The following is a 17,429-nucleotide window of genomic DNA, read 5'->3' as shown; positions in this document are numbered from 1 at the left end:
TTCTGTAATAAAGAGCTTGTTATAGTACGAAACGCTTAATTTTGGATCAAGTATTACCTTGCCTTAACCCAGCACGACACGATCGTCCGCCATTTTTTTGCCGCTAATCCGCTCGAATTCACCAAGCAACTCAGGGACAGTCAACGTACGCTTGCGCTCTTCGCTGACATCCAGAATAATTCGGCCTTTGTCCATCATGATCAGACGGTTACCTAGACGAATGGCCTGCTCCATATTGTGCGTCACCATCAATGTAGTCAGTCTCATCTCACGCACAAGTGTCTCCGTTAGTTCCGTGATCAGTTCAGCACGTGAAGGGTCAAGTGCGGCCGTATGCTCATCCAGCAGTAGAATCTGCGGTTGGGTAAAGGTCGCCATCAATAGACTAAGTGCCTGCCGCTCCCCACCTGACAAGAGACCGACTTTCGCGTTAGGCCGCTTTTCCAGTCCGATTCCCAGCTTCTCCAATTGCGTGTTGAAAATCTCCCGTCTGGCACGGGTAACTCCGAAGCCCAGTCCGCGTCCTTTGCCACGTTTGTATGCCATTGCCATATTTTCTTCAATGGACATATGTGGTGCTGTTCCTGCCATTGGGTCCTGAAACACCCGGCCAATCCAGCTGCTACGCTTATGCTCCGGCAGGTTTTTAATGGAGCGGTCATTGATTAGTACATCGCCCATATCCGGCTTCATCACACCCGAAATGATGTTCATCAGCGTGGATTTACCGGCCCCGTTACTGCCAATCACCGTCACAAAATCTCCCGGATTCATCGTCAGATTCACGCCAACCAGCGCGGTCTTCTCGTCCGTTGTGCCTGGGTTGAACAGCTTGGTTACTTGCGTAATCTCCAGCATGCTCACATACCTCCCTTCGCCTGATGACCCCCGGATCGCATCAACTCTTCCGTTCGTTTGCGAGCCAGACTACGCTGCTTCATGGAGCGCTGCATCGTTGGGAATACAAGAGCAATAATGACAATCACCGCGGTGATCAACTTCAGATCAGATGTATCAAACCATTCGACCTGTAGGGCAAGGGCAACCACAATTCGATAAATGATTGAACCAACGATCGCTGCAAGTGTAGCCCAGAATACCGTTCTTGCTCCAAGAATGGCCTCACCGATAATCACTGAAGCCAGTCCGATGACGATCATACCAATACCCATCGTGATGTCTGCAAAGCCTGATTGCTGTGCAATGAATGCACCAGACAAGGCAACCAATCCATTGGATAAGCTGACCCCTACAATCGTAGTCACATCCGTATTTGCACCAAAGCTGCGAATCATGCGTTTGTTATCACCTGTCGCGCGGAGTGCCAGTCCAACATCTGTTTTCATGAACAGATCGAGCATGATTTTAAACACCAGCACCACGATGATAATTAGTACCATGACATGTTCACCCGAGAATGGATTGTCCATGCCCATAATGGATTTATTCGGTGCGCCAAGAATACGCATATTAATGGAGTAGAGCGCGATCATCATCAAAATACCGGATAACAATCCGTTGATTTTACCTTTGGTATGAAGCAGACCTGTACAAGCCCCAGCCACCATGCCGCCAGCCATTGCCGCCAAACAGGCAAGCCAAGGAGAGAAGTCATTGGAGATCATAACCGCCGCGATTGCGCCTCCTGTTGTAAAACTTCCGTCTACGGTAAGGTCAGGAAAATCGAGTATGCGGAACGTAATATACACACCAAGTGCCATCAGTGCATATAAAAGCCCCAGCTCGATCGCCCCTTCAATTGAATTCCAGCTTATACTCACACTACTTCCTCCCTGTCTATCGAAAAGAATGAGGCGAACCCGTTGCATGTCCGCCTCGCATCCATACTGCCGGATTACATTCCGGTCAGATTATTGAATAATGTTGTTTTCCTGGTCTTTTACTTCCGCTTTCATCTCATCCGTAACCGTGATACCTTGGGCTTCAGCCGCTTTCAGGTTCAGGATCAGATCCAGTTTGTCCGGAACGGTGACTTTCATATCCCCAGGATTCGTACCATTTTTCAGAATGTCCGCGGCCATCTCACCAACCTGATATCCATGGTCATAATATTTGAAGCCAACCGTTGCAAAAGCTCCTTTTTCAACGGTATCCCGATCACTGGAGAAGAACGGAATTTTATTACTGTTCGCCGTTTGAATGATCGTATCAACCGCACTCACGACAGAATTATCGAGTGTAATGTAGAAGGCGTCTACTTTGCCAACAAGAGAATCCGTTGCCTGTTTTACTTCAGATGTATTCGTAACCGGTGCTTTCACCAGCTTGATATTATGTGTTGCGAGCGCTTTTTCTGCATTATCTGCCATAACCACCGCATTTGGTTCACCTTCGTTAATGACCAAGCCCACCGTTTTCACATCCGGCAGATTTTTGGCGATAAAGTCAGCCAATTGTACAATAGCCTCCGGATTCGTATCGGATGCACCTGTAACATTGCCGCCCGGCTTGTCCATATCCGTCACCAGTTTGGCACCCAACGGGTCCGTTACCGCTGCGAACAGCAATGGCTTGTCCTTCACTTGTTGAGCCAGCGCCAGCGCAGATGGTGTTGCGATGCCGAGTACAAGATCATTTTTGGAATCACCCGAGATTTTCTGTGCAATGGACAGGTTGTTCGTCGAATCACCTTGCGCGTTATTGTAATCGATTTTGAGGTTCTTGTTCTCTTCAATGCCCGCTTCCTTCAGGGCTGCGATGAATCCTTCACGTGTAGCATCCAGAGATGGATGTTCAACAATCTGCGAGATGGCAATCTGGTATGATTTTTCCTCGCTTCCTCCACCTGTTGTAGTCCCTGATCCTTCGGATTCCGAGCCAGTACCGCTGTTATTTCCGCAACCTGCCGCAACGATCATTGAAGCAACCATCATCAGTGACATCCAAAATTTCTTTTTCATGTGTGAGAACCCCTCTCCATCTTATAAAATGTGGTTACCCTTATCGAGATTCCATTGGCACGATAGGGCGGGACAAAACAAACGCATCAACGCATTGTTGCTTTGATCGACAAAAGCAGACAAATATAGACTTTTCTCATGCGACTGAAGTCCATGACCCGTGTTGGTGTTTTATTGTTCCCCTAATATTAAGGGGCGTCCCGATATCCGTCAATGGTTGAACCGCTTCCAATTTAGTTTCATCGTATGGTTGTGATAGAAAACATTACATAACGAAAAAAAAGCAACCCGCAAGTTATGCGAGTTGCCTATGTCTTATTCAATTAATTCCCCGACGCTTCGCGAATCTCATACTTGCACCTTTTGCCGCCATCGGCGTAACATTCGGTACGCTCTACCTCAGCTTGAAGTAGCGAGCGAAACAGTTCCAGTTCACAGCGGCAAGCCTGCTTGTAGACACTCGCGACTTGCACAATCGGGCAGTTCATTTCCGTAATGACGTAGGTTCCATCTGCATCTCTGGATGCATCCGCCATATATCCGTTGGCATTCTGGATTCGCGCGAGTTCCTCCACCCGTCCAGCCAGATCCTGGCCCTCCATCTGTGGCAATCCGCTACGAAGCAGTTTGTCCCGGCGACTCTCGAACAATGCATCCACCACACCGCTACCGGCAGAGTCAGACAATTCTTCAAGAAGTTCCAGCGTAAGGGACGAATATGATTTTGGAAAAAAGCTGTCCCCGCGTACCGTCAGTTGGTACACCGAGGACGGACGTCCGGCCGTAGCCCGGGCCTCCCGAACCTCGATCCAGCCGTCCTGCTCCAGTGCCGTCAGATGACGGCGAATGGCCATGCCGGTCAGACCCAGATCAGCTGTCATTTCCCTCGCGGTCAATGTACCTTGCTGCTTCAGCATGAACAAAATCCGTTCACGCGTCGTTCGTTCCTCTTCGCGCTTCACGATCAGCACCTGCTCTCCTGCTTATGCGTGTACCGGTGCTGCCTCCCGGCAGGCATCCGAGCAAAAGCGGTTATGCGTCTCTTCGCAATCCTCACAGCTTACGTGCTGCAGGTTGCAGGTTGGACAATTAATATATCGGTCATGTGTCGTTCCACAGTGATAACAGCTGGCAATGACAATATCCTCTTCTGTCCGGTTAATCGGTACAGAGATTCGCTCGTCAAATACATAACACTTACCATCGAACAGATGGCCTTGTACTTCAGGGTCTTTACCGTACGTGACAATACCGCCGTCCAGTTGAGCCACGTCCTGGAATCCTTCATTGATCATGAACCCGGTCAGCTTCTCGCAGCGAATGCCGCCAGTGCAGTACGTAATGATCGTTTTGTCCTTCATGTCACCCAGGTTCTCCCGAATCCACTCCGGAAACTCACGGAACGACTCAACATCTGGACGGATGGCCCCGCGGAAATGGCCAATTTCGTATTCGTAATCATTGCGACCATCAATAACGATGACATCATCACGTTGCAGATGTTCATGGAACTCTTTCGGTGAAAGGCGTTTGCCGCTGATCACATTCGGATCAAGATCTTCATCCACGCGGAACGTAACCAGCTCTGCTTTGTGACGAACAAAGATTTTTTTGAACGCATGCTCTTCCACATCATCAATCTTGAACACCATATCGCTGAACAGCGGGTTGGCATGCATGTCTTTCATATACTGTTCCGTCTGTTCAGGAGTTCCGGATACCGTACCGTTAATGCCTTCGGATGCGATCAGAATACGGCCTTTCACACCGAGGTCCTTACAGTATTGCAGATGCTCTTGTGTAAACGTCTCAGGGTCTTCAATCTTCACGAACTTATAATATAAAAGCACGCGGTACGCGCTGTTACACATGTATATCACCTGTTCCTATTCCATGTTGTTATTAGCCGGATCATCCGGCAAGACGACTACGTTGCAACCTTGCTCATTAAAAAGAAAATAAACAGCCGCCCGAAACATCGTCTCGAACTGCTGTCTGACATTCGACTTTTATTCCTGCATTCTAGTTTATCGGAAGCGGAATAGCTTAGTCAATATAAATGTATAGAAAGGGATGAAAGTTATGGAACATTTCAACCATAAATGATTTGTCTCTGGAAAATCCAAAAAAATATTTCAAATTTGAACTAAAATCGTATTCATTTTTGCTTTCATATCCATTAAACTATGCTCATCATTATATGACTTCCCCCTGTGAATTAGAAAGATAAGGTGGATCAGGAATAAGCATAACGTAACATATTTAAATGAAAAATGGGGATGAGATCGTGAGTTTAACACTATTCAGGAAAGTAAGCATCATATGGTTGGTATTCCTGATCGGACTAAGTGGTCTATGGAATAATATCAGCATAGTACAACAAGCGCATGCCGCAGCCGCAGATCCCTACCTTGGTGAGATCAGATTATTCCCTTACAGCGCGGTGCCCACAGGATGGATGCCTGCCAGAGGACAGACGCTCTCTATAAGCCAAAATTCAAAACTCTTCTCGCTGCTAGGCATTAAGTACGGCGGGGACGGCACATCAACATTTGCCTTACCTAACCTTACCCATGCTGCACCAGAAGGGATGGGCTATTACATAGCTATGGATGGTATATTCCCTTCCCGAGACCCAGATGGTTTATATACCCGAAATGCTGTGTTAGGCGAGGTTCGCCTATTTCCATATTTCTTCTCTCCCACGGGTTGGTTAACTGCTGAAGGGCAGAGCCTTAATACCTCCGTATATTCGGATCTATATAAAATGATTGGTACAACCTACGGATCAGACAAATCGGATGAATTCAAGTTGCCTAACCTCCCAGAGATGAATGGTGTACATTATGCTATATTTACGAACCCAGCTAACCATGCCGAGAATGGTACAGGTAACGAGTACATTGGTGAGATCATTCCCATGCTCGTTAATCTTTCGACGAACAATTGGATATTAGCGAATGGTACGACACTCCCCACCAACGGTAATCAGCCCCTGTTTAGTCTGTTGAGCACCAGGTTTGGGGGCGATGGTCAGGTGAACTTTAAAGTACCTAATTTGAACAGCAGCCAATCCGACTTGGTTTATTATGTTGCTAACGCAGGAGCGTTCCCCAACTTGGACGGTGGGCAGCTTCCGGAAGCAATCGAAGACACCTATACCACGAATCAAAACTCCACTTTAGCTGAGTCTGCACCAGGCGTGCTTTCCAATGATAGCGACAGTTCTACCGCTATTTTGAAAAGTGGGCCGATGAACGGAACATTGGTAATGAATGCTAACGGGGCATTTACTTATACTCCGAACGCCAATTATGTGGGAAGTGACAGCTTTACCTATAGTGCCAGCAATCCATGGGGTACAAGTATTCCGGTGTCAGTGACCATAACGATTGAGCAAACCACTCCTCCTATAGTCAACGGCATATCTGACGGTGGAATATATAATCAAACGGTAACACCTGCATTTAATAGTGGTACCGCATTTCTGAATGGTGCTGCATTCCCGAGTGGCACTCCAGTTACGGCTGACGGGGTTTATACATTGGTGGTAACCAACAGTATCGGCAGTACAACTTTGAATTTTGCCATTGATACGGTAGTTCCCGTTGTATCGGGTGTCACCGATAATGGAAAATACAATGAAAGCCCAACAATCACTTTTAATGAAGGAACAGCCACTCTGAACGGTTCACCCTTCAGCAGCGGGGAAACGGTTCAATCTGAAGGAGAATATGCACTGATTGTTACCGATAGTGCGGGCAATACCACAACCTTACATTTCAGCTTTTATACGCCGCGAACGATCAACTTTAACAGTAACGGCGGTTCTGAAGTAAACGAACAAAAGGTGTCTTACGGTGACAAGGTTATGGTTCCAGCAGTTCCAACGAAAGCAGGACACACTTTCGGTGGATGGTATACCGATTCAGGATTGAGTCAGGCTTTTGATTTCGAAAATACCACCGTTACCGCTGATATCACTCTGTATGCAAAATGGACGGTCAACTCCTATACGGTTAATTTCGATTCTAATGGTGGTTCAGTCGTTCCTGATCAGACGATCCCATATGGTGAGTTGGTGGCAGCTCCTGACGTTCCAACCAAAGCAGGGCACACCTTCGGTGCATGGTATACCGATTCAGGATTGAGTCAGGCTTTCGATGTTGACAATACAACTGTAACCAACGATATCACTCTGTATGCAAAATGGACGGTCAACTCCTATACCATTCACTTCGCATCTAATGGTGGTTCAGTCGTTGCTAATCAGTCTATTCAACATGGTGACTTGGCGGCTGCACCTGACATTCCCACCAAAGCAGGACACACTTTCGGTGGATGGTATACCGATTCAGGATTGAGTCAGGCTTTTGATTTTGACAATACCACCGTTACCACTAATATCACTCTGTATGCGAAATGGACGGTCAACTCCTATACCGTTAACTTCGAAACTAATGGTGGGTCAGTCGTTCCTGATCAGACAGTCACGTATGGTGAGTTGGCGGCAGCTCCTGATGATCCAACCAAAGCAGGACACACTTTCGCAGGCTGGTATACTGAGCCTGAATGGAGTACGCCATTTGACCTGAATACTAGATCGATTGTCCAGGACACCACATTGTATGCAAAATGGGCACCAAACACATATAAGGTAACGTTCAATACACTTGGAGGATCAGCAGTATCCGATGCAGCTGTTGAATACGGAAAGAAACTTTCAGCACCTGCTTCGCCTAGCCGTTCCGGCTATACATTTGCAGGCTGGTACGCAGACCCCGAGTTGAAGACTCCATTCAACTTTGCTCAAACAGAGATTACAGCCGATTTGATCTTATATGCCAAATGGAGTGTTAATTCCACGCCACCAGCAGGTGGTAATGATGGTAACAGCAGCGGCGGAGGCTCTGGTAACCAGAATAACAACGGGTCGAGCATTACCCCTTCGCCGCCTAATACCATAACCCATTCGTCCACGAATGGACGTTTAACACTTGCTGCGGGGCAGGCTGGGCAAGTGAGTTTGGGTGATGGCATCACTGTAACCATCCCGGCTGGAGCAACTAATCAAGAAATGAAGATCACGATTGACCAGATTACAGATTCTTCGGACTTGCTAACTAATCAGACTAAACTAATCAGCCCGGTATATGAGTTACTTAAGAATGTTCAACAGAACTTCAATAAATACGTAACCTTGAATCTGGCATTTGATACATCAAGCTTGCCAACCAATCATCAGGCTGGGCTATTCTACTTTGATGAACAACACAAGTTGTGGATCTCTGCGGGAGAAGCTTCAATTCGTGACAATCAAATCAACGTAGACGTAGACCATTTCACCAAATTTGCTGTTTTTGCGGTTGAACAACCCAAGGTGCCAGCAGAGATTGCATTTAGCGATGTCAACGGGCACTGGGCGGAAGATTTCATTCAGGAAGCCGTCCGTGAAGGTATCGTAAGTGGATTCTCCGATGGGTCATTCAAGCCTAATGCATCCGTTACGCGTGCTGAATTTACGGTGATGCTAATGAATGCACTGCAAACAGAATACACAGAAGCCGCAATATCTTTTACCGATCATACAAAAATAGGAGCTTGGGCACAGTCTGCTGTAGCTCGTGCAGTGAAAGCAGGATTTATTCAGGGGGACACTGAGGGGGCTTTCCGCCCAAATGACGCTGTAACCCGTGCCGAGATGGCTGTCATGGTAGCCGATGCGTTTCAATTAAAAGCGATAACTGGCACAAGCTCAACCTTTGCTGACGACGCACAGATTCCGCTTTGGGCCAAAGCAGCTGTCGCTGGCATGCAAAAAGCCGGGATGCTGAACGGTAAAGGGCTGAATACCTTTGCTCCAAGTGATAAAACTACGCGTGCAGAAGCGGTCAAATTACTGTTGAACACAAAGAATTAGTGCATATCTAAAAGCCTGTTCCTTCCCGGGAACAGGCTTTTCTGATTGTTTCATTCGGAGATCGTAATGACTGAGGTTACAAAGTGATACAATCCGTTCTCCAATACCGCCTGCGATAACAGGATTTTATTGCCTTCCGGACTCCAGGCGAGCGGGTCAGAGGCGTTGTCCATATCCGCCGAGATCTGGAACTGTTCTGCCGACTCCGTGTTGGAGACAAACAGCCCTTTCTCATTATCATTCTCGGAATTGATGGTGTATGCAATCTTGGAATCATCACCCGACCAGCTTGTGCCGAAAATCTGCGTGCCTCTGGCGAGCGTAGCCTTCTCATTGCCTTCCAGATCGGTGAGCACCAGCGCCCGTTTGGTATCCGCTGTTCTTTTCACAATCGCAAGCCTTGTTCCATCATTAGAAGGGATGACCCACTCCACACTTTTCAGCACCTGTTTCACGTCACCCGTCTTCGCATCGTATGCATTCAACTGGCCATCTTCGCCCGTAATATAATAGAGCATATTGCCTGACACCTCGATACTCCGCACATTGAAATTACCCGTCTCCACCAGTACCTTTGTTGTACCGTCCACACTTGCCGAGATCAGATCACCCTTCATATTGGGGAAAACGACATGTTCATTATCCTGCCATGCACCCTCTTGGATGAAGCCATCCTCCTTACCAGCAGGAGTTGTCTCCCCATTATGCAGGTTCAGGAAGTAGCCTTTGCCCGTATTTTCCTCCGGCTCCCGATAGAATAAGTACTGACCATCCGGTGACACCAGCGGTGCACCCAGGCTGGCTTCACTTTCCTTGAGCGGCGTGTCTGTGCCTTTCGTCAGATCATACATATATAAGTTATGCGGGTATCTTTCCTGACCTTCAACCGTGACGGGTTTCAAGGACTTGTTCTCTTTGTCGGATACAATCCAATCATCACTAAGCCATGTGATCCCGCGCATATTTGGAAGTTTATCGATTTTCTCCAGCTTAAAGCTCTGGTACACGGACGTGTTGGTATTATCTTTTACTGTAATGTCGGTGCCCGTTTTCCCACCTTGTGCGTTGCCCCCCGGCTCCGTTGTTCCCCCGCATGCCGCTGTCGTTAACAGGGCAATGGCTCCGAACGTGCCCAAAGCTGCTTGTTTCCAATTCATGATGGTCCCCCCTGGTTTCTCTTGCTATACACCAAGCATACACATCGCATACTTCCAAAGTTATTCAGACTTGTTTCGAACTTGTAAACTTGAATCAGCCAAAGGGAACATGAGCTGGAACGTCACACCTTCCCCAGCTTCTGGATCGCCCGACAGCAGGGTGATTGTACCGCCCTGTTTTTCAACAAACTGCTTCACGAGAGATAGCCCCAGTCCGGTTCCACCGGTCTTTCTGGCTCTGTCTTTGTTTACGGTGTAAAAGGGTTCAAAAATCTTCTCCCGCGCCTCTGCCGGAATCGGCGTACCCGAGTTGTAGATGCGAATGATCGCTTGACGCTCGTGCATCCGTAGTTCGCTCTTCACCCGGATCACACCATCCGGAATGTTATATTTGATGGCATTATCCAGCATGTTGATGAAAATATGCATAAGACTCTCCCGGTCGCTACGGATCACCGCCGGTTCAAGATCCAGTTCCATGTTCAGCGCAAACTTCTCCGCTTTCCCACGCATCCGGCCACAGGCATCCTCCAGTAGAGCACTGACCTCTACATCTTCGGCCTGGTTCTCGAAGTCATACTTCTCCAGAGCAGATAAATGTAGTACTTTCTCCACCATCTCGTACAGCCGCTCCGTTTCTTTGCCAATGTTACTCGTGGCATCATCAAGAAGTTGCGGATCATCCTTGTACATGTCGAGCAGCTCCACATAAGCTTTGATCGATGTCAGCGGTGTCTTGAACTCATGGCTGATGTTACCGATGTATTGTTTCTGCTGCTTTTCCAGCGCCTGAAGTTTCTCAATCGCCAGTTGCAGCTTCTGCTGCTCCGCATGCATGGCTGTGATATTTTGCTGAATGGATGTACTCATATAATAGATGCCCTGCCCCAGCTCACCCAACTCATCCTTGCGCTTTAAAGGAGACTCCGTAATGTAGTTCCCTTCGCGAATGGAATCTGCAGACTTTTTCAGCCGGGTAATCGCGACAGCAAACCGATTGTAGAACAGATACCCCAGAATGAAGCTCAGCGCCACAACCGCAATCCCTGCCCACATAAATAGTTGAAGGATACGGGCATAAAAATCTTGGTAACTCTGGACCGGATACTGTATCCACACGGCACCCATCTGCCCATCCGGACCGTCCAATGGTGCAGCGTAGAGCAGGGTGTCCCCTTGTTCATGATAGGCAATTTTATTTTGCAGCGCATAGTCTAACGTTTCCTGAACGAGTTCACTCTCACCGGAGGCGAAGGATGCTCCCACCTGCTGACCTGTCATGTTATAGAGTGCTATTGGCAATCCGGTAGAGTTGGCCAGTTCCTGTGCCAGCCTGCGGCCATTTCGCTGTAAAAAAACGTCCTGATCGAGATGAACGGACTCGGTGTAGTAGGACTGTCGCACATTCAGATTCACCAGCCGTGTCTGCTGTGATAGAATACCTTCAATCTGTGACTGCTGATTGCGTTCAATACCGCGCAGGACCAGTGAACTAAGCACCACCACGGTCAGGATAAGCAAGGCTGCCAGAAAAACACTGAACTTCAGCTTGATGCTGACTCTCATACAACCCCGCCTGTATCAGGTGCAGATGCTTTGTAGCCAATCCCATATACGGTCTGCAATTTTTGCTGATCCGTATCTCCGATTTTTTTGCGCAAACGCTGAATGTGAATGTCCACGGTCCGTGTGCCACCTGCATATTCCATGCCCCAGACCCGATCCAGCAGATCATCTCGTGTGTACACACGCTCGGGATTGGACATGAGAATGGTCAGCAGATCGAACTCTTTTGGTGTCAGATCCAGCTTTTCCTCATTCACGGTCACCGTGCGGTGAGCAACATGAATACGCAGTGTGCCATTCACGATGGCCTGATTCTTCGAATCATCCGGTGGTGGACTGCTTTTCTCGACACGGCGCATGAGCGCCTTCACCCTTGCGAGCAGTTCACGGATCTCGAATGGCTTGGTCATGTAATCATCGGCACCCATTTCCAGGCCAACGATTTTGTCCACGATATCATTTTTGACAGTCAGCAAAATAATGCCGATATCCTCGCGGTCCTCCAGCCTCCGGCATACCCCGTATCCATCAAGCCTGGGCATCATCACGTCCAGAATCATGACCTGTGGGTGAAACGATGCGACCTTAACCAAGGCCTCTTCACCGTCACTCGCAGTATCTACTTCATATCCTTCGCGCCGCAGCGCGTAAGCAATGGCACTGACGATGCTTGATTCGTCATCTACCACGAGCACCTTTTTATTCATGGGATTCATCCTCTACGTTACACGAGATAACTTCAAGTGCAGTACCGTCTTCTGATCGCTGTTATCCCCAGATTTCTTTAATCCCCTTCTTCCAAAGGGGAAATCCGGTGATAAAGGGCGTAGCATATGCTTCCGAAGTAGCTTTCTGACAGAAAGCTTTGAACTTCGTTTCTTCAGACTGGCTCTGCACTCTTCGTTTTCGTGTAAAAATTCAGTTCTTTTTTATTTATGTTAGCAAGGTCTATGTTAATTAGCTATGGATGAGATGTAATTTGTCTGAAAGGTGCATATCCTCTCAGCTTGGACTTCACTTTACTTTCTTTATACCCCAAAGGCAACAAAAAGAGCCAACCCGTGATTGGATCAGCCCTGGATCTATAGATTCCCAATTCATGTTACTGATTTTTAGGCAACAACTTCTTGATCACCTCAGCATTTACTCCTCAAATGATAGATTGAGCGGCTCGTCCGACATCTCGTACTCTGTCTCCATATGCGTCAGCGGTGTGTTCAGATCAACCTCCTCGAAGCGGAAGCTGTCGACCCACGCTTTTCCTTTACCGTTCAAAATAACCCCGAATGAAATGACCGCACTGCCCTCCGGCACATCAAGCACAATATTATACTGATTCCATGGCTGCGTACCCGTAATTGGCCGATCATGCATGTTATCAAATTGAAGTACATCATGGACGTTATTATCCACACGCATCCATAATCCGCAGAACGCATCCACATGCTCGGTCTTCACGAATCCCGATAACTTCATCCGCTTACCCACATACTTGTCCGCTCTGAACTGTTGCATCATTGTTGCGAACTCGTTAGGCTCCATCGGCGTAACGGCCTTCAAATATCCTGATGCTTTTCCCTGATGCACTTCGGACGGATCAATGCCCATCTCATAATTCTGCGGATGACTTCCCGTTAACATCCAACCTGTAATTGTTGACGTCTGATTCATCTGTAATTCTCCTCCTCTGGTTCTTCCTTCGAATAATTTCAGATCGAACAATTTGCGAAAACGTCCTGGTGGCATGCCATATAATTTGCGGAATGCGCGGGTGAAGGCTTCCTGACTCTCAAAACCACATGCCAGCGCGATGTCCAAAATGCCCGCATCCGTCGATCGCAAGGTCGTGGACGCCAGACTCATCCGGCGATTGCGGATATAATCCACGATGGTCATGCCCACCTCATTACGGAAAATTCGATGGTAGTGATACGGCGACAACAACGCCTCGGATGCCACTTCTTCCAGCCCAATCTGCTCATGCAGATGAGTCTCAATATAAAACAAACTTTGCTGAATCATTGCACGATAACGGCTCAACTGAGGTAAAGCCCCCTTCCATATCCTTACTATACGTGAATGGTGTAACCGCCGTTTTGATCATTTTTGCTATCTTCACTTCGGTTGGCCTCTATCTCGGAACGCAAAAAAGAGCCAATCACGGATAGAATCCTGCCCGTAATTGACTCTTCTTTTATTTATTTGCATAACATTCTTTGTCAGACAGCCGGTACCGGCTGTGCACCAACCTCTTCGTCATCATGCTCCACCAGTTCATGTTTCTCCCAAGCTCTACTCTTCCAGCGGAAGTACATAATGACCGCGCGGGTCCACTCATCCGCCGCAATGGCAAGCCACACACCAGCGAGCCCCAGATGAAGCTTGAATATGAGCAGGTACCCCAGAGGCAGACTCATGCAGACCATGGAGATCAGACCCATGTACACTGGGAACTTTGCATCCCCTGCCGCACGCAGGGAACCAATGATCACAATATTGCAGGTACGTCCCGTTTCGAGCAACAGACTGAGCAGAATCACTTGAGCCCCCAGCTTGATAATTTCTGGATTATCCGTAAATATGCTCATCAGAGGCACACGGAACAGAATGATGATTACATCAATGATAACCGTGGCCAGAAGGGCCCATTTTACACTGTCAAAAACACGTTTGTACGCATCGTCTTTGCGGCGCGCACCGACAAGCCGGCCTACAATGATTGATGTCCCCATACCAATCGCCATGCTGAACAAGTAGATATAGCTGGAGATATTGCCCGCATACTGCTTGGTTGCCATAGCTTCTGCTCCCAGATAGGTCACATATAGCGTGAACACGAGCTGGCAGGAATGATATACCATGGATTCCATCGCAGACGGAATGCCAATCCGCAGAATTTTGCCAATGAATTTCTTGGACAACTTAATGTAGTATTCGAAATCCACCCGCACCTCGCTCACACGATACAACAACCAGAAGAAAATCAGCAGACAGATAAAACGGCTTCCCACCGTGGAGATCGCTGCCCCTTCCACCCCAAGCTTCGGCAGGCCGAAGTGTCCAAAGATCAATGCATAGTTACCAACAACGTGAATCACGTTCATGAATACAGCAACATACATCGTTTCTTTGGTATAACCATGTGTACGAATCGTCGCAGCCAGCGCATTAATGAGTGCCTGGAGGAAGATCCCGCCACCGACGATATTTATATACGAACGGGCAAAATCATAAATTTCGCCTTGAATATTCAAGAGTGATAACAAATGTCCTCCGAACAGAAGAAAGATTCCGCTCAGGACCAGACCTACGATAAGGTTCAGCGTAATCGCATTACCTGTCACTTGTGCTGCTTCACTTAACTTTTTCGATCCGATATATTGTGCCACTACAATCGCAGCACCATGTCCAATAACTTCCAGTACAAGGATAGCGATAGAAATAATCTGATTGGCTGCTCCAACGCCGGAGACCGCATTATCGGATACCGAGCTGAGCATGAGCGTATCCACGCTCCCCATCAACATAAATAAGAAGAGTTCCAGGAAAATAGGCCATGTCAGTCGAATCAGATTCAGATCCTTGGCATCAGAACGAAGGGACTCTTTGGTTGAGGATATTGCTGTCATTTTCTCACCTTTCCCATGTGGGCTTTAATTCTTAGGGTATGTTAGCACAGGTGGTTTGAAAATGCAGTAGTTTTGCGAAAATAGTTGAAAGTTTTTTGTAATTCCATAAATAGGTATTTTCACTACTTTCATATAGCCTATCTTCCGTACGCTTACCAGAGATTTTAGAAGACAAAAAAGGCCCCTCCCCACTCGCTTTTAAGCAAGTAATGGAAGGACCTTGGAACCTCAGCCTTTTAACCTTTAACTGAACCCGCAGCAATTCCCTCCACGATTCGATTACTCAGGATGAGAAAAGCAATCAGAATCGGCATAATGCTGATCATCAGCGTGGCACCAATGGCCCCCCAATCCGTTGTATATTGACCGATAAAGTTCTGTACCCCAACGGTCAGGGTCTTGTATGAATCCGTACTGATGAACGTATTAACAAAGATGAACTCATTCCAGTTATAGATCATGTTGATGATTGCCGTTGTGGAGATAACCGAAGCTGTCATCGGCAAGATAATCCGAAAGAAAATTCGATGCACGGAGCAGCCATCCATCACTGCGGCTTCTTCCACTTCCCGGGGAAGCGCGTAGTAGAATCCGAGTAGAATCATAATGGTAATTGGCATATTAAAGGCAATATAAGACAAGATGACTGACAAAGGATGATCTGTGAGATGAAGCTTCAGGAACAAGCTGAACAGCGGGATCAACGTGGAGTGTACAGGGATCATCAGACCCACCATGAATAGCCCCAGCACCAGCGAACGACCCTTCCAGCGCATACGTGTAATGGCAAAGGTCACCAGACTGGCAAACAGCACGGTGACCACCACCGAGACCACGGTAATCCATACACTGTTGAAGAAGTACAAGCTGATATTTCCCTCTGTCCATACCTTGACATAGTTTTCCCAACGCGGGGTAGCAGGAAGGGAAAAAGGCGCCATGTCGAATACTTCCTGATTATTTTTAAGCGAGAATAACAGCAGCCATACCAAGGGTAAAATTTGCAGCAAAGCTACCAGGGACAAGAGGAAATACAGCAGAACATATCCGAATCTCCTTAACCATGCCGAACCTCGGCCTGTCCCCGGGTAAGTTGGCAATCTAACGGCCGTATCCGTCTTCACCGGGATGGACCTCCTTTCATTTCACTAGGGCGTGTCTGGAAACTCCGAAGGTGGCAGATTTTGCCGAATTTTCGTTCCAAGCAAGGAAATTTTCCGCAGGCGTGCCGGGGCACGTCAAGGGAAAGTGACGCAGCAGGGGGCGAAAAGGCGGTAAAAGATGCACTTCAGCGAGTTTTCAGACACGAACTAGCGTCAGGAATACTGGATCGTATCTTTGGATGCCGTCGCTTTACGAAGCAGCCAGGTAACAAGCAGACAGATCAAGAGCAGGAAGAACCCTACAGCACTACCGTAACCAAAGTCGAAGCTACGGAACGCCTGACGATACATATAGGAGGCCATCACTTCGCTGGAGCCATTTGGTCCGCCATCGGTCATCACGTAGATGAGATCAAAATACTTGAGTGAGCCTACCACAGCCAGTACCACAGTCACCTTGATGACTTCAGTAATTAGCGGCAACTTGATTCGAAAAGCGATCTGCCAAGGGCTTGCCCCATCAATCCGGGCTGCTTCCACCAGAGATTCCGGAATATTTTTGAGGGCCGCATAATAGATCAAAATATAGAAGCCTGCATACTGCCATAGAATCGGTACGAACAGTGCATACAGCACCAGTGATGGCTCCGCCAGCCAGGCTGGCGGATTGCTGAAGCCGATCGCTTCCAGAAAAGTGTTTAGCACACCATTGCTGGGATGATAGATCTTCAGCCATAACTGAGCGATCGCGACCGAAGACAGCAGCATCGGGATCAAATATATTTTGCGGAACAGATTGGCACCCTTGATCTTGCCTGACAGCACCAAAGCAATCATCAGATAACCGATCAGACTCAGCGCAGAGAACAAAGCAAGCAAAAAAGTATGGTTTGCACTCTGCCAAAATGTTCCGTCCTGAAGCAGTCTGGCGTAATTATCCAATCCAATAAAGGTCATTGCACCGATCCCGTCCCATTGCATCAACCCATAATACCCGGTGAGCACGATTGGGATGTACACCAAGACCAGCAGCAGAAGCAGTGCAGGAAGCACGTACAACGCAGCAACGAGACGGTTGGACATGACTTTGTCCATCACATTATCCTCCCTTCAAGCGTTCAAACGTGTGTACG

General features: G+C 47.8%; 13 protein-coding genes. 1 reads left to right on the top strand and 12 read right to left on the bottom strand.

The features are described 5' to 3' along the window. Positions 1 to 63: 63 nt before the first annotated feature. The 5 genes from J2X75_RS19575 to trhO form a co-directional block, all read right to left on the bottom strand. Complete coding sequence (locus tag J2X75_RS19575; RefSeq protein WP_036606660.1) at positions 64 to 858, bottom strand: ABC transporter ATP-binding protein; 795 nt, start codon at positions 856 to 858, stop codon at positions 64 to 66. A gap of 2 nt (positions 859 to 860) precedes the next feature. Then, on the bottom strand, positions 861 to 1,721 hold the full coding sequence (locus J2X75_RS19570) for an ABC transporter permease (RefSeq protein ID WP_051154091.1): 861 nt from the start codon (positions 1,719 to 1,721) through the stop codon (positions 861 to 863). Positions 1,722 to 1,871: 150 nt separating this feature from the next. Continuing rightward, the gene (locus J2X75_RS19565; protein WP_074092683.1) at positions 1,872 to 2,921 is read right to left on the bottom strand and encodes an ABC transporter substrate-binding protein; all 1,050 of its coding nucleotides are present in this window, start codon (positions 2,919 to 2,921) and stop codon (positions 1,872 to 1,874) included. A gap of 323 nt (positions 2,922 to 3,244) precedes the next feature. Next, on the bottom strand, positions 3,245 to 3,892 hold the full coding sequence (locus J2X75_RS19560) for a helix-turn-helix transcriptional regulator (protein WP_083677519.1): 648 nt from the start codon (positions 3,890 to 3,892) through the stop codon (positions 3,245 to 3,247). Positions 3,893 to 3,904: 12 nt separating this feature from the next. After that, entirely contained in the window at positions 3,905 to 4,792 is an 888-nt protein-coding gene (trhO, locus tag J2X75_RS19555) for an oxygen-dependent tRNA uridine(34) hydroxylase TrhO (RefSeq protein WP_124116691.1), read from the bottom strand. Positions 4,793 to 5,208: 416 nt separating this feature from the next. Between trhO and J2X75_RS19550 the strand changes: the two genes are divergently transcribed. After that, entirely contained in the window at positions 5,209 to 8,841 is a 3,633-nt protein-coding gene (locus J2X75_RS19550; protein WP_310339270.1) for an InlB B-repeat-containing protein, read from the top strand. A gap of 50 nt (positions 8,842 to 8,891) precedes the next feature. Here J2X75_RS19550 and J2X75_RS19545 read toward each other — a convergent pair whose 3' ends face one another. The 7 genes from J2X75_RS19545 to J2X75_RS19515 form a co-directional block, all read right to left on the bottom strand. Beyond that, the gene (locus J2X75_RS19545; protein ID WP_310339268.1) at positions 8,892 to 9,998 is read right to left on the bottom strand and encodes a TolB family protein; all 1,107 of its coding nucleotides are present in this window, start codon (positions 9,996 to 9,998) and stop codon (positions 8,892 to 8,894) included. Positions 9,999 to 10,058: 60 nt separating this feature from the next. Beyond that, positions 10,059 to 11,564, bottom strand: coding sequence for a sensor histidine kinase (locus tag J2X75_RS19540; RefSeq protein WP_310339264.1), 1,506 nt, complete (start codon positions 11,562 to 11,564; stop codon positions 10,059 to 10,061). Then, positions 11,561 to 12,271 (bottom strand): response regulator transcription factor, encoded by a 711-nt coding sequence (locus J2X75_RS19535; protein ID WP_310339262.1) that lies wholly within the window; start codon positions 12,269 to 12,271, stop codon positions 11,561 to 11,563. The genes J2X75_RS19540 and J2X75_RS19535 overlap by 4 nt, the downstream gene beginning before the upstream one ends. 436 nt (positions 12,272 to 12,707) lie before the next feature. Beyond that, entirely contained in the window at positions 12,708 to 13,604 is an 897-nt protein-coding gene (locus J2X75_RS19530) for a helix-turn-helix transcriptional regulator (RefSeq protein ID WP_310339258.1), read from the bottom strand. Positions 13,605 to 13,783: 179 nt separating this feature from the next. Next, positions 13,784 to 15,193: an MATE family efflux transporter gene (locus J2X75_RS19525; RefSeq protein WP_310339255.1), complete on the bottom strand. Its 1,410-nt coding sequence runs from the start codon at positions 15,191 to 15,193 to the stop codon at positions 13,784 to 13,786. 236 nt (positions 15,194 to 15,429) lie between these two features. Then, positions 15,430 to 16,293 carry a carbohydrate ABC transporter permease gene (locus J2X75_RS19520; RefSeq protein WP_124116906.1) on the bottom strand — a complete coding sequence of 288 codons (864 nt, stop codon included), beginning with the start codon at positions 16,291 to 16,293 and terminating at the stop codon, positions 15,430 to 15,432. 216 nt (positions 16,294 to 16,509) lie between these two features. Then, positions 16,510 to 17,391 (bottom strand): carbohydrate ABC transporter permease, encoded by an 882-nt coding sequence (locus J2X75_RS19515; protein ID WP_036606643.1) that lies wholly within the window; start codon positions 17,389 to 17,391, stop codon positions 16,510 to 16,512. Between the last annotated feature and the right edge of the window lie 38 nt (positions 17,392 to 17,429).

Origin of the sequence: Paenibacillus sp. 2003, assembly GCF_031455635.1 — a bacterium.
In the GTDB taxonomy this organism is placed as follows: Bacteria; Bacillota; Bacilli; order Paenibacillales; family Paenibacillaceae; genus Paenibacillus; species Paenibacillus amylolyticus_B.
The sequence above is the reverse complement of the archived record's forward strand: the minus strand, read 5'-3'. Positions and strand labels throughout refer to the sequence as shown.

Bases quoted from the DNA above. Each gene is read 5' to 3' on its own strand.
- J2X75_RS19575 (WP_036606660.1), bottom strand. From the start codon at position 858: ATGCTGGAGATTACGCAAGTAACCAAGCTGTTCAACCCAGGCACAACG.
- J2X75_RS19570 (WP_051154091.1), bottom strand. From the start codon at position 1,721: ATGGCACTTGGTGTGTATATTACGTTCCGCATACTCGATTTTCCTGAC.
- J2X75_RS19565 (WP_074092683.1), bottom strand. From the start codon at position 2,921: ATGAAAAAGAAATTTTGGATGTCACTGATGATGGTTGCTTCAATGATC.
- trhO (WP_124116691.1), bottom strand. From the start codon at position 4,792: ATGTGTAACAGCGCGTACCGCGTGCTTTTATATTATAAGTTCGTGAAG.
- J2X75_RS19545 (WP_310339268.1), bottom strand. From the start codon at position 9,998: ATGAATTGGAAACAAGCAGCTTTGGGCACGTTCGGAGCCATTGCCCTG.
- J2X75_RS19540 (WP_310339264.1), bottom strand. From the start codon at position 11,564: ATGAGAGTCAGCATCAAGCTGAAGTTCAGTGTTTTTCTGGCAGCCTTG.
- J2X75_RS19535 (WP_310339262.1), bottom strand. From the start codon at position 12,271: ATGAATAAAAAGGTGCTCGTGGTAGATGACGAATCAAGCATCGTCAGT.
- J2X75_RS19525 (WP_310339255.1), bottom strand. From the start codon at position 15,193: ATGACAGCAATATCCTCAACCAAAGAGTCCCTTCGTTCTGATGCCAAG.
- J2X75_RS19515 (WP_036606643.1), bottom strand. From the start codon at position 17,391: ATGGACAAAGTCATGTCCAACCGTCTCGTTGCTGCGTTGTACGTGCTT.